Annotated in this window: 11 protein-coding genes; 10 read left to right on the plus strand and 1 reads right to left on the minus strand. The window is 33.5% G+C overall.

Annotation, left to right across the window (positions count from 1 at the left end):
* The first annotated feature begins 1 nt into the window (after position 1).
* The 4 genes from Q4Q47_RS07510 to Q4Q47_RS07525 are packed head-to-tail and all read left to right on the plus strand — an operon-like array spanning position 2 to position 2,506.
* Positions 2-349 carry a 5-carboxymethyl-2-hydroxymuconate Delta-isomerase gene (locus tag Q4Q47_RS07510; RefSeq protein WP_303306035.1) on the plus strand — a complete coding sequence of 116 codons (348 nt, stop codon included), beginning with the start codon at positions 2-4 and terminating at the stop codon, positions 347-349.
* A 2-nt stretch (positions 350-351) separates the two neighbouring features.
* Complete coding sequence (hemF, locus tag Q4Q47_RS07515) at positions 352-1,254, plus strand: oxygen-dependent coproporphyrinogen oxidase (protein WP_303306036.1); 903 nt, start codon at positions 352-354, stop codon at positions 1,252-1,254.
* A gap of 1 nt (position 1,255) precedes the next feature.
* The gene (locus Q4Q47_RS07520) at positions 1,256-2,029 is read left to right on the plus strand and encodes a hypothetical protein (RefSeq protein WP_303306037.1); all 774 of its coding nucleotides are present in this window, start codon (positions 1,256-1,258) and stop codon (positions 2,027-2,029) included.
* 45 nt (positions 2,030-2,074) lie between these two features.
* Positions 2,075-2,506, plus strand: coding sequence for a PaaI family thioesterase (locus Q4Q47_RS07525; RefSeq protein ID WP_303306038.1), 432 nt, complete (start codon positions 2,075-2,077; stop codon positions 2,504-2,506).
* Positions 2,507-2,541: 35 nt separating this feature from the next.
* Here the strand turns inward: Q4Q47_RS07525 and Q4Q47_RS07530 are convergent, their stop codons facing one another.
* Positions 2,542-5,178: a DEAD/DEAH box helicase family protein gene (locus Q4Q47_RS07530; protein ID WP_303306039.1), complete on the minus strand. Its 2,637-nt coding sequence runs from the start codon at positions 5,176-5,178 to the stop codon at positions 2,542-2,544.
* Positions 5,179-5,253: 75 nt separating this feature from the next.
* On the opposite strand from Q4Q47_RS07530, the gene hemB reads away from it, so the two are divergent.
* The 6 genes from hemB to Q4Q47_RS07560 all read left to right on the plus strand — a co-directional run bounded on the left by hemB (position 5,254) and on the right by Q4Q47_RS07560 (position 14,289).
* Positions 5,254-6,246 carry a porphobilinogen synthase gene (gene hemB / locus Q4Q47_RS07535; RefSeq protein WP_303306040.1) on the plus strand — a complete coding sequence of 331 codons (993 nt, stop codon included), beginning with the start codon at positions 5,254-5,256 and terminating at the stop codon, positions 6,244-6,246.
* Between the two features lie 395 nt (positions 6,247-6,641).
* Positions 6,642-8,159 (plus strand): M43 family zinc metalloprotease, encoded by a 1,518-nt coding sequence (locus tag Q4Q47_RS07540; protein ID WP_303306041.1) that lies wholly within the window; start codon positions 6,642-6,644, stop codon positions 8,157-8,159.
* Positions 8,159-8,566, plus strand: coding sequence for a hypothetical protein (locus Q4Q47_RS07545; RefSeq protein WP_303306042.1), 408 nt, complete (start codon positions 8,159-8,161; stop codon positions 8,564-8,566). The genes Q4Q47_RS07540 and Q4Q47_RS07545 overlap by 1 nt, the downstream gene beginning before the upstream one ends.
* Positions 8,567-8,637: 71 nt before the next feature.
* The gene (locus Q4Q47_RS07550; RefSeq protein WP_303306043.1) at positions 8,638-9,489 is read left to right on the plus strand and encodes an AraC family transcriptional regulator; all 852 of its coding nucleotides are present in this window, start codon (positions 8,638-8,640) and stop codon (positions 9,487-9,489) included.
* A gap of 269 nt (positions 9,490-9,758) precedes the next feature.
* Complete coding sequence (locus tag Q4Q47_RS07555) at positions 9,759-12,773, plus strand: SusC/RagA family TonB-linked outer membrane protein (protein WP_303306044.1); 3,015 nt, start codon at positions 9,759-9,761, stop codon at positions 12,771-12,773.
* A 10-nt stretch (positions 12,774-12,783) separates the two neighbouring features.
* A complete protein-coding gene (locus tag Q4Q47_RS07560; protein WP_303306045.1) occupies positions 12,784-14,289 on the plus strand; it encodes a RagB/SusD family nutrient uptake outer membrane protein in 1,506 nt (501 codons plus the stop codon).
* The last annotated feature ends 14 nt before the right edge of the window (positions 14,290-14,303 follow it).

Genomic DNA, 14,303 nt, shown 5'->3' on the forward strand with positions numbered 1-14,303 from the left:
TATGCCACATTTTGTAATTGATTGTTCAGAGAATATCTTAACATTACAACAACCCGATAAAATTGTGCAAGAAGTCCATAAATCTGCTTGTAGTACAGCATTGTTTGACGAAGCAGATATTAAAGTACGACTAAACCCTTTTAAAGAGCATTATTTAGTAGGCGGTGAAACAGGCGACTTTATTCACGTTTTTGCAAATATCATGGAAGGCAGAACTACAGAACAAAAAACAAACCTTTCAAAACAAATTGTGACACAATTAAAAGCCTTGTTTCCTGCGGTTCCTTTTATTGCCATTAATATTAGAGATTTTGAAAAAGCTACATATTGCAATAAAGATATGGTCTAAAAATGAAAGATAAATTTTTCCAATACATACAGGGTTTACAAGACCGCATTACATCAAAACTTGAAGCCATTGATGGCAAAGCCACTTTTCAAGAAGACCTATGGAAACGACCCGAAGGCGGCGGCGGACGTACCCGAGTTATTGAAAACGGGCATGTTTTTGAAAAAGGCGGTGTGAATATTTCTGGGGTTCACGGTAAACTTCCAAAATCAATGCAAGCTTATTTTAAAGTAGGTGATGTTGACTTTTTTGCCTGTGGATTAAGTTTGGTTTTACATCCCAAAAATCCCATGATTCCTACAGTTCATGCTAACTGGCGTTATTTTGAAATGTATGATAAACAAGGGGAAATTATTGATAGTTGGTTTGGCGGCGGACAAGATTTAACACCTTATTATTTGTTTGAAGACGATGCGGTGCATTTTCATCAAACCTGTAAAACGGCTTGCGACAAACACAATCCAGAATTTTATCCAAAACACAAAGCACGTTGTGACGAATATTTTTATAATGCACATCGTAATGAAGGCAGAGGTATTGGTGGCTTATTTTTTGATTATTGTAAAGCTTCAGAAACCATGACCATGGAAAATTGGTATGACTTTGTAACCGAAGTTGGAGACAGTTTCTTAGAAGCCTATATTCCCATTGTTGAAAAACGAAAAGCATTAGAATACACAGAGGCACAACGAAATTGGCAAGAAATTCGTCGTGGACGCTATGTAGAATTTAATTTAGTACATGACAAAGGCACCCTTTTTGGGCTAAAAACCAACGGGCGTATAGAAAGTATTCTAATGAGTTTACCTCCTTATGTACAGTGGGTTTACGACCACCAACCTGAAGTTGGGAGTGAAGAAGAAAAATTAATAGAAGTTTTAAAAACACCAAAAAACTGGGTTTAATATGTGGAAGCTATTTAAACGTGCCTTTTTAATTATAAATTGGAAAACATTTGTTATTACATTTTTATCGATAGCATCGACCGCTTTTTGTTTGCATTACCATATCAAAGCAGATTTTCCTTTAACACTTATAGGGACAGCCATCGTTTTTCCTATTGTGTTTTCTATAGGAGGCGCCTATAAACGCCGTGAAGCGGCATTAGATGAATACGGATCTATTAAAGCCCATGGAAGATCCTTATACTTTGCTGTATCTCATTGGTTAGAAAACCCTCCTCAAGAACTTAAAACAGACATTAAAATACATCTTGAAAATCTGCTCAATTCTTGCACACAAGTATTTACAAACCCTGTTGATAAATTAGAGGAGACTGAAAAAGGCGTTTATCAAAATTTTCATAACCTTTCGGTGTTTATAAAAAGCCTACGTGCTCATGGTTTACCTTCTGGTGAAGCTTCACGTTCCAATCAGTTTCTAAGTAAAATGATGATTTCCTTTGAACGAATAAAACATATTTACCAATATAGAACACCAAGAACTTTACGTACTTATAGTGACATTTTTATCGTTGTTCTGCCCATTATTTATGGCCCTCATTTTGCAGAAAACGTTACGAGTTATAACTACGGATTACAATATGCAGTCCCTGTACTATTCAGTGTTATTTTAGTTGCATTAGATAATATTCAATCACATTTAGAAAACCCTTTTGATCAGCAAGGGGAAGACGATGTAAATATTAATGTTAAAAAATTTATTAAGAATTTAGAATAAAAAGCCATTGACTATTTTTAAAACAATCAAAAAGTCAGATCTAGTATGAATCATTTTGAAAAATTGGAGCGCATGTATCTTAATGCAAACTTAAATAAAGAAATTTATCAAAGCACAACCGTTAAGATTCAAAATGAAACAGCTCAGATTCAATTGACTATTGAGCCCAAATACTTCCATGCATTGGGAGCTATTCATGGATCAGTATATTTCAAACTTCTTGATGACGCGGCTTTTTTTGCCGTTAACTCTATAGTCAAAGATGCTTTCGTTCTTACAACAAATTTCAATATAAACCTTATAAGGCCTGCAAATAAAGGAATTATTACGGCTATTGGCAAAGTAAAATTCAAATCGAAAAACTTATTTATTGCAGAAAGCTCTTTAATTAATGATACTGGAAAAGAAATTGCTTTTGGTACAGGGCATTTTGCAAAAAGCAGAATAGCTTTAAACGAAGAAATAGGATATAAATAAAATAACACCCTCAAAATCGTTAGAAACTTAGGCTGCTATCTCCACACAACCACCTGCTTAGAAACTTTTTTAAAGGCATTATAAACATGGAATAACCTTGCTTTCAATAATAGTTTCCTGCCTTCAACGTGTCTGGTATAAAACAACTTATTCCTTCCTAAATTAATGCGCCAGTATTTTTGAAATACTAGTGCATTTGCTTTCTTGTCTCCAAAAATTTCTGGAACAGAATAAAAATTCTCAATATTTAAACGTCTTCTAAAAAGGTTTGTTTTTACAATTAAATATCTTGGCGATTTTACTGGTTCTATAATTTCACTCAAAGCGTTTGAAAACAGCGAATTTTCGAAAGGGTTACTCCCCAATAAATCACAAACAATATCGCCATTATCAATACGTTTGGATTCAATTCTTATTGAGCTCATATCAGTAGTCATAAAACCTAATTCGAATAACGTATTAAGTATGACTTCTCCCATCTTTTTAATTTTCTTATCGAGAAACCCATATCTCATATAAAGTGTCACCGCTTTGTATAACTTATAACCAAATGACACTAAAAGAGCTGTCAAAAAAGTATATAAAAAATACGTCATACCCCTACTTAAAACAACATGGGTGTTTTTTAAAATAAACTCTAAATAAAACAACAAAATTGTAAAAGATAGCTCTGCAACAAAAAACCTTACAGCATCAAAATAATAAATTCGCTTCTGTTTTTTATAAGCGATTTCTCCTAAATGATAAATCTTGATTTCTTTCGTTAAATGTGTTCCTTTTACAATGGCATTATTCCATTTTTTTATAATATTATTTCTGTTGTTGGCATTTTTGAGTGTCTGTAAGTTTAAGGTTTCTACATCTTCTTCTAAAATCTGCTCTGGAAATTGTAAACGTTCAAAACTATTTTCAATATAAGGTCGGTTGCTATTAGAAACCCCGACAAAAGCCTCAAATCTTCGTCTTAAAATATCAACATCTCTACCTCCATTTAAAACAGTGCTATCTACACATGCAAGATGCCAAATATTGCCTGTTTTGTTTAACTGATCAGGGTCTTTTCTAATAGCTCTTCCTCGCATTTGATTAGAAGACACAAACGAACCAACAAATGATGCTAAAATCAAACTGTTTATTGATGGCGCATCCCAACCTTCTCCCAATAAAGATTTTGTACCAACCAAAACTTTAATATCTCCATTTTCAAAAAGCTCAGTAATAATACTTACGATCGAATTTTTTGTTTTCTTTTTAGATCCTACCGTTAAAAAGGCATTATCTACTTGTAATGGCGTGAATGAAAAGTGATCACAATTCTCAATAAGATTAAAAGCCTCTAAAATGGCCTTATGAATGATAACCAAACTTCCAGAAACCACTGCCAATGCTTCTTTATTTAAAAAATAGGCTCTTAAATACTGAAAAACAGGAATAACACCTATTTTATTAACGGTCTGAATTTTATTATCATCAGTATTTAAAAACTCTTTTCTAATATAATCTGTTAAAACAACACATCTTAAATCACTATTCAAACTCTCATGTTCTGAAGCTACAATGCTAACTATACTTTTAAGTTTACTTGGACTACTAGCTAAGGATTTATACAGTAACTCCTCGCCTATAAAATTTACTTTCCGCTTTTCGAATACATGTATCTTTCTTAACTCTTTTTCTAAACTTAAGAGGTATGGTTCGCTTTTTAACAACCGTTCCCTATCATCAACTAGTAAATTTTGAAACAAAACCTCTAACCATTCCAGTTCTAAGGTTGGGAACGTTATTGTTTCCTTTTTATTAAAACCGAGAATCTCCAGTTTATGCCTTTCAACGGCCACGCCGCATGCATTTAAAAAAATTAGAATGGCTGAAAAATATTCAGCATTTGAATAAAGCTCCTCTAGGCAAGCCTCAGGTTGATTAAAAAATCGATGTTGCTTAATAAAAGAAACAAAGACATCATCATTTAGCAATTTATCTTTAAAATCAGCAATTTTTTGTCTATACTCAACAATAAAATTAATCTCTAAGCCTTCCGGTTTGGAAAAATAAACAAAATCCTGATGAGCACATAAATCCGCTTCTCTTACTAAATCCGGAACCGCAATTTCATCATCTATTTCACCGCAAAGCGTAAAATATTTTGAAACTTCCGTTCTATTACTATCATAGGGAGGTGTTGCAGTTAATGCTACAACGAAAAAAGGATTATTATTTTTTAAATCAATCAAGCAATTCCACCATTCATTTTTTAAATGATGTGCTTCATCTAAAACAAGCGTCTTAATATTGTGTTCTTCAAAAAAAGAGTAATAGTCGTTTTTATCTTCGAATGTTTTATAAAAAGCATGCAAAGACTGGTAAGTCGCAAATGTAATATCATGAGGTGACTTTATATTAAAGGAATGCGATTCATACGCTTTGCTTTTGGTAAAAAAAGATTGTAATCTGTCTTCCCATTGATTTCTGATAGTAAGCGTTGGAGCAAGGACCAATGTTTTTTCACCTAGTCTTCTAATAATTTCGATGCCTAGAATTGTTTTTCCAGAACCAGGAGGCGCTATAACGTGAAAATGGTTATCTGATATATGGCGATCAAAGTTTCTTAAAAGATTCGCCTGATAACTTCTCCAGGGAAAATTAAATTCTAAACGACCTAACGATTCATTCAATATAAACTAGGTTTTAATGATTAACTTTGCAACTGATAAAAATAACAATTATCAAGAATTTTATAGACATTAATTATGTATCCATTAAAAAGAAATAGAAGACTAAGAACTAGCGAAGCTATCCGCTATTTAGTTCGTGAAACTATAATTACTCCAAATGATTTTTTGGTGCCATTATTTGTTGTTGAAGGTAAAGGCATTAAAGATGAAATTCCATCCATGCCAAACTATTTTCGCTATAGTTTAGATTTACTTGAAGGTGAAGTAAAAGAATTATGGAAACTGGGGTTAAAATCGGTATTACTTTTTGTAAAAGTTCCAGATAATTTAAAAGACAATAAAGGTTCAGAAGCTTTAAATCCAAATGGATTAATGCAACGTGCTATTAAAACGGTTAAAAATATATGCCCGGAAATGGTTGTGATGACCGATGTTGCACTAGACCCATATTCGGCTTATGGGCATGATGGTATTATTGAAAACGGCCAAGTTTTAAATGATGAAACCGTTGATGTTTTAAGTGAAATGAGTGTATCTCATGCACAAGCAGGTGCCAATTTTGTTGCTCCTAGCGACATGATGGACGGTCGTATCCTATCAATTCGTGAAGCTCTGGAAGATGAAGGTTTTATCAATACGGGCATCATGAGCTACTCTGCAAAATACGCTTCGGCATTTTACGGACCATTTCGAGATGCATTAGACTCTGCTCCAGTAGATTTAATTGATATTCCCAAGGACAAAAAAACCTATCAAATGGATTATGCTAATCGCTTTGAAGCTATCAGAGAAACGGAAATGGATATAGATGAAGGTGCTGATATTATTATGGTTAAACCCGGGCTATGCTATTTGGATATTGTAAGAGAAATTAAAAATGAAGTTGATGTTCCCGTTGCCGTATATCAAGTTTCTGGTGAATATGCCATGCTAAAAGCTGCTGCTGAAAAAGGCTGGCTAGAACATGATGCTGTAATGATGGAACAAATTACTGCTATAAAACGTGCTGGCGCCGACATCATAGCCTCCTACTTTGCCAAAGATGTAGTTAAAATTTTAAATACTTAATATCCTGATTAATTTGGCTTTAGCCTGTCTTGAGCGGAGTCAAAAGGCCAAGTATAAACTAAAATAGAAGGCTTAGTAAAGATATTGTGGAATAAAAGAATAAACCGATCTACTAAATAGGGTAAATTGGTTTATTCTTTTTTTGGGTTCTATTATGAGCTATTATTATTTAAACTTTATCATGAATTGACCATATAATTGAGAGTCCAAAATTTTAATATTTTTTTGTTTTTTTGGCTAAACACTCAACTTCTTCACTTTATTCGAGTTGTGATAAATACACCTCTTGTAATAAAAAAAACAACGTATCGGATAATATTGTATCAAAACAGGATAATTTAAAAAGAACTTAATAATTGTTTAGTTCATAATTTTACACCCAATAAATTACATTTATGACAATTAAACTAACCATATTTTTCATTTTATTCATTCAAAGTGTTTTAAGTGCACAAATAAAGTGCAATGCATCAGAAGCGAATGCTAGGTTTTTAAAATACAATTCATCTAAACATAGTGATCATCAAAATTCAACAAAACCAAATAAATTTAGCTTCAATAATGGAGAAGAATCTTACCAAATCCCAGTGGTTTTCCATGTATATGGTACATCTTTTAATGGAAAAGAAGTAAATGATGCTTTAATACGTAATGCGCTAAACGATCTAAATAAAGATTTTAATGGTCTGAATGATGATTTTTCATCGGTAAACTCTAGGTTTTCAAGTATTAAAGCCACCATGGCTATTACTTTTAAATTAGCAAAAAAGGATCCAAATGGGAATGAAACAGCAGGTATTGTTTACCATTCTGTAAAAAACGGATTTGGTAATGGATCTGGCAGTGATGCTGAAATTAAAGCTGATGCATGGGATAATTATAAGTATATGAATGTTTATATTCAAAATGATTTGTATGCTAATGGTGAAACCGACAATACTGGCGTAGCTTGGTTTCCTTTTACTGACATGTCTGATAATAATCTAGCTCGTGTTGTTTATAATGGTGCATTCTTATCTACAAATACAGATAAGGAATTGGCTTCTACTTTAACTCATGAGTTTGGTCATTGGTTAAACTTGTTTCATACTTTTGAGGATGGTTGTAATGGTACCGATCAAGTAGATGATACGCCTAATGAAGATGGTCTACACAATCTTAAATGTTCGTCTGGAACAAATTGTAGTGGCGAATATGTAAATACAGAAAACTACATGGGATATAATGGAGCATCAGGTTGCTATAAAATGTTTACTAAAGGTCAAGTAGATAGAATGCTTGCAGCTTTGGGACACCCTACAAGAGAAACTTTATGGCAAACTCAAAATTTGATTGATACTGGCTTAATAATTTCTGAAGTAGATAACAAAGCTCCCACTGTTGTAATTAATACCCCAGAGAACAATTCTAGTTTTGAAGAAGGTACCACATTGGAGCTGATGGCAACCTTCTCAGACCCAAATGGTGACGATGATATTAAAAGAGTGGAATATTTTTATGATGACCTTTTAGTAAACACCGTTCAATTTATGCCTTTTGAAAATACATTTACTAACTTACAGCTAGGAGAACACACGATAAAGGTTATCGTGTATGACTTTAGAGGGCTGTCAAACACTTCAGAAATTACAATTACTGTAACCCCTAGAATTAACTACCCAGAAGTTACATGGATATCTTCAAACACTGTATACACACAGAGTAGTAATCAATTTGCAACTGGAAAGATAGTTAGACGAATTGAGATAAAAGCAATTGAAGATACTCATGATATTATTTTAAAAGGGACAGATTTTGAACAACAATACACAACTTCGCTTGAAGAAGTGTTAGTAATAGATAATTTGGCAAAAGGCACTTGGACAGTTGAAATACCTAGCTTAAACAAAAAAATATCTAAAACCCTAAATTGATGAAAAGACTATTTATAATAACAGTTTTAATCATATTTATAACTGGTTCTTGTAGCAAGGATGATTCACAAGGGAATTTGGTTACTCCAACCTTAAAGTGGGAAGCAAATGCAATAACAGACAGTAAATTAGAAATCTCCATTACAATAACTTCTAGCGAAAGTTTGCCAGAAGGTAATCTTGAATTTAAAGTTGATGGTAATGTCCTTAATACATTCTCGGCAGAAAAAGGAACTAAAGTATTTACCACAAATTATGTTTTTAATGACACAGAAGCACATAATGCTTCTGTTGTTTATAATTTTGTCGATGATATTATAAAACCAGTAAGTAAATCTATCAGTATAAAGAAGAGTATACAGGAGATTTTGCAGAAATCAACAAGAAACACCTGGGTAGATTTATGATATAAATAATAATGAAATGCTCAACTTTACACTATTAAATTGAATAGTGTTTTTAACACAAATAGCTCATAATGAAACCATTATCTTTCAAAATAGCAAAACCAAAAGACAAAATGTTTTTGTTTCAAGAAGATTGTGAGCTTATACTTTATGACAAATTTCATCATCATGAAGAAATTCAAATTAGTTATATACTTGAAGGGAGTGGCAGTCTAATTATAGGAAATTCAACAAATTATTATAAGAAAAATGATCTCTTTGTTATTGGAGCCAACCTCCCTCATGCTTTTAGAAGCAATCCCAATAACAATTGTAAATCACATATGCTTTCTATTTTTTTTTCACCACATTCATTTGGTGAAGATTTTTTTAACCTTGAAGAGCTTAGGCTTTTAAAAACATTTTTTAAAAATTCTAAAAATGGATTCAAATTAATCTCAAATATTGATAAACTACGGCAACTTTTTTTAAAGTTCCATTATAACTCAGGTCTTAATCGCTTTTTATTATTTTTCAAAGTTTTAAACTTAATATCAAAATCTAAAAGTGAGGTTTTATCATCTTCTATACATCAACAAGACCACGGAGATGAAGAAGGCAAACGCATGAGAAATGTTATTGATTATACCCTAAACAATTACCAAGCTAATATTTCTCTAGATAGTGTTGCCTCAATTGCAGCAATGACCAAGAATGCGTTTTGCAATTATTTTAAAAAAAGGACTAATAAAACCTATTTCACCTTCCTCAATGAATTGCGTATAGAGCATGCCTGTATGTTATTACTAGAAAGTGAAGAATCATCTATAGCAGAAATAGCATATAAATCTGGCTTTAAGAATATCTCATATTTTAATAGACAGTTTAAAGTCTTTAAAGACAAGCCACCTATTGAATATAAAACCGAAGTGTTATCAGCATAAACTCGTTTCTCTATTTTTAAAAACGAAAATGGCACCTCTCTTTTTTTAACACAAATAGTTCTCTCAAAACCGTTCTATAATCTTTTAAATTAAACTAAATGTGCTGCATATTTAAGTAACTTATAATTAGTTAAATATACAGGGATACTATTCGAGTAATAGTATATTAACATATAATGACACAATTTTATTAAGGAGCGTGCTGTTGCTTTGTTTTAAAGACCTAATTAATCATTTTTGTTCGCATAACTAACTTAAAAAATAGGCGAATGAAAACAAAAAACAAATTATTAACGTTACTGTTATTGCTTGTAACCCATGTAATATTTTCTCAAGAGAAAACTATTTCGGGCTCAGTAGTATCGGCATCAGATAACCTATCGTTACCAGGTGTTAGTGTAATTATCAAGAATACAGCAAAAGGTGCTCAAACAGATTTTAATGGGGAATATAGTATCAATGTTCAGTCAGGACAAACACTGGTATTCTCATTCTTGGGAATGAAAACCCAAGAAGTGGTCGTAGGTAATAATACGACCATCAATATTGTATTGGAAGAAGATGCCTCTGTATTGAACGAGGTAGTTATCGAGGGCTATCGAACCGTGTCCAAAGAGAAATCTGTAATTTCAAGTGTACAGCTTACTTCTGAGGCATTGGAAGCCAGACCAAATGCAAGCTTTGTGCAATCGTTATCTGGTCAAGTTGCAGGATTGGACATACAAACCGGTAGTGGGCAACCAGGAGCCAATTCCTTGGTGCAAATAAGAGGGGTGAGTTCAATAAATGGTAACACCGAGCCTCTTTTTTTAATGGACGGCATCCCTATTAATGAGGATAATTTTAGAAGTTTAAATCCTAACGATATAGAGTCTATTTCCGTTATTAAAGATGCAGCTGGGTCTTCTGTTTTTGGAAGCCGGGGAGCTAATGGTGTTATTGTTATCAAAACAAAGAGAGGAACAAAAAATTCACCTTTAAGAATCGCATATACCGGTACGCAAAGCTATTCCTTACTTCAAGACCATGATTATGATTTTATGTCGGCTCCAGAATATTTGCGTTTTGAACGTGATGTCATAGGAAGAGGAAGAGGGGTAGGTATGACTGATGCAGAAATTGATGCTACACCCACTACAAATTGGGAAGATGTATTTTTCAGGACGGGCACTACGCAAAACCATACCTTGACATTTGCGCAAGGAGGTGAAAATACTTCCAGTTTTACATCTTTGGGCTATTTTAACCAAGAAGGGATTCTTAGAACTACAGGTTTAAAACGCTTTACTTTTAGAAATAACCTTACTGGAAGTTCTGATAATGGTAAATTTAACTACAATACAAGTTTTACGGCAAATTACTCCAAAAGTAATATCCCAACCGGTGTGGGTTCATTTGGGGTTACTACAAACTTGCTATACGGTGTAAATGCATCCCTTCCGTATATATCTACAGATGAATATATAGATGGAGCAACTTTGGCAAATCAAGGATTCTCTCTTGCTCTTACGCCAATTTATCTTTTAGATAGATTAAGACATTATGAGTTTCTTGAGGAAGAAGTTAAGGTTATAGCAGGGTTTTCTGCCGATTATGAATTGACTGAAAATTTAAAAGCAAAAATAAATATAGGTTTGGATTATGAACATACAACCGGTTATGAAGTAGTGCCTCCAAACGCTTATAGGGCGCTTGTTTTTGCTCAACCTGGAAATACAACCCCTGGTTTTCAAAGACAGGATACAGGAAGGAATTTTTCTTTTAACAACAATTTATCGTTAAATTATAACAAATCCTTTGGTAAACATACCTTAGATGCTACACTTTTTTCAGAATACTTTAGAGCGTTCACCCGCGGGTTTGGTTATTTTGCAAGAGGTTTAAACCCTAGAAATTTTGCGCCAGGAGACGATAGCGCATTTATAAGTGATAATGGAGATAATGATTTCTTTGTAGACGATGCTAATGCGTTTAGACTTGATGCGGGCTTATTCTCTTACTTTGGAAATATAGACTACGATTATGATAGTAAGTATGGAATCTCTGCTACAATAAGACGAGATGCTTCTTATAGATTTTCTGCAACAAACAGATGGGGAACTTTTTATTCTGTTGGTGCACGTTGGAATATCTCCAATGAAGACTTTATGCAGGATTCAGTGTTCAATGATTTAAAGTTAAGAGCATCATACGGTACTACTGGGAATCAAAGGATTAATGGTGGAACCTACTTCTCATCACCAGATTTATTCCAATCTTTTTATGCTACCAGTAGTAGTGGATATGGTAATGCTAATTCATTATTCTTAAGTCAAATAGGAAATAATACGTTAAAATGGGAAGAAGTAACCCAAACAAACATAGGTATAGATTTTCAGGTATTCAATAGGAGGTTGAGAGGTAGTTTGGATGTATATCATAAAAAAACTGAAGACTTATTTCAATTTAAACAGATATCAGCAATTAACGGAACCACGGGAATTGATTCCAATGTGGGAGATGTAATTAACAAAGGTGTAGATTGGGCATTACATTATGATCTTATTAAGAAAAAAGACCTAAGTTTAACATTGAACTTTGTTGGCAACTATAATGACAATGAACTAAGTAACTTGCCATCTGAAACAGGTGAAATACTTGGTATAGGTAGAAATGGAGGCAAGATATTTGAGCAAAAACTAATACGTTATGCAGGGATAAACCCTGGCAATGGTAATGCTTTGTTTTTTGATATTGATGGCAATTTAACAGAAAACCCAAACCCTGATACAGATGCTGTCTGGACAGGTAAAAATGCTACTCCAGATGCAACAGGAAGTTTTGGTTTTAATTTTAATTACAAAGGGTTTTATTTAGATACCCAGTGGAGTTACGTTATTGGAGTTGATAGGCGTGATATTATTTATTATGAGCTTATCAATAGCGGGTTTGCTCTTACTAATTTTCAATTGTCTAGGGACATACTAAATGCCTGGACCCCAGATAACCGTATTACAGACATTCCTAGTATAACAGCAACCAATGGGACCTCATTTAGAGATACTAGTGACCGCTTTCTTAGTAGTTCAGATTATTTAAGGCTACGTTTTTTAAATATCGGCTATAATTTTCCCAAAAAGCATTTAAAAGGTACTGGTATAACAAAGCTTAAGTTATATGGATCTGCTGAAAATTTAGTAACCTTTTCTGAATGGAGGGGATATGATTCCGAATCACGTGTTACTGAGACAAGACAATACCCCACTCCAAAAATATTATCATTTGGAATTGAAATAGGATTTTAAAAAAAAAACAATGAAGAAAATAATAAAATTTATATTTTGTTTGGCACTTTTTGCAGGTTGTGAAGATGCCATAGATATTGACCAAGTAGGTCGCATTACTACTGATGTTGCCTTTCAAAACTTAAATGATTTAAGAGATGGCTTAATAGGAGTTTACACTAAATATGATCTAGTACAGGATATAGCACATTCATCAACCTTTACAGATGAACTCTCTGTAGGGTTTATTAGTGGAGGACAAAGAGTAAATGATTACCAATTTATCTTAGATGCTACTTCTTTAGCGGCTTTCACATTTTGGCAAAGAAGTTACGAAGAAATAAATGAGGCTACGAGGTTAATTTTGGCTGCTGAATCTGTTTCTTTAGAAAGTGAAGAACAAGAAGATTATAACAACATATTGGGGCAAGCCCACGCGCTTAGAGCATATTCTCACTTTAAATTGTTGTCTTATTATTCAACAGATTTAACCGATGACAATGCTTTGGGAGTTATCGCAGTAGATTTTGTACCATTAATAAGTGATGTTTTTCCTCGTAATACCAATGGAGAAGTATTTGCCTTAATAGAAGGCGATTTACAAAAAGCGGAAAGCTTATTGCTAGAACAAAGCAATGCCACTTTTATATCTAAAGACTTTGTAACGGCGCTAAGGGCACGTATGGCTACTTATCGTGGACAATACAGCATGGCAGCTACTTATGCACAACAATTGTTGGATAGATACCCTATTGCCTCTAGAGGACAATACACGAATATGTTTTTAGATGCAGATAATACAGAGATTATCTTTAAGTTGGAACGTACCAGAGGAGATATATTTGATCGTGCAGGTAATGGTGTATCAAATATGGCAAGTCAAAGTAGGGCTGGTGCTAAGTTTGCCTTTACCAATGAAACAATTAATGGTGGTCCGTATTTTGAAATAGGAAGATCCTTGTTCAATTTATTTGACCAAGATGATATTAGGTTTGATGTTAATGTTGGGCCAGAGTCTATAATTTCACCAGACTATCAAAATGCTGCAGATTTTGAAAATGAAGATATTTTGCTTGTTCATAAATATCCAGGATCTGAAACGCAGCCACTAATGAACGATTTAAAAGTATTTAGATCTTCTGAAATGTTATTGATTTTGGCAGAAGCAGCAGCAGACGGTGGTAATATTAATGGAGCAGCTAATTCTACTTCAGCTTATATTAAACAACTGCGTGATGCTAGGTTTACTACGGTACAACCTTTGCCAACATATGCTAATGAAACAGAAGCTTTTGCAGCTATTTTAAACGAACGTCGTATAGAATTGGCTTTTGAAGGGCATAGATTTCATGATTTGAAGCGTTTAGGTGTTCGTGCCAACCAAGATGTATTACGGGATCCTTTAGATTGTAATGCTATTGGGGTTAATGGGGCATGCTCATTACCTGCCACTGACCACAGGTTCACATTGCCCATTCCACAGGCAGAATTGATTGCCAATCCTAATATACGTGAACAACAAAACTCTGGCTATTAACCATAAAAAATTGT

The organism is Flavivirga spongiicola (genome assembly GCF_030540825.1).
GTDB lineage: Bacteria > Bacteroidota > Bacteroidia > Flavobacteriales > Flavobacteriaceae > Flavivirga > Flavivirga spongiicola.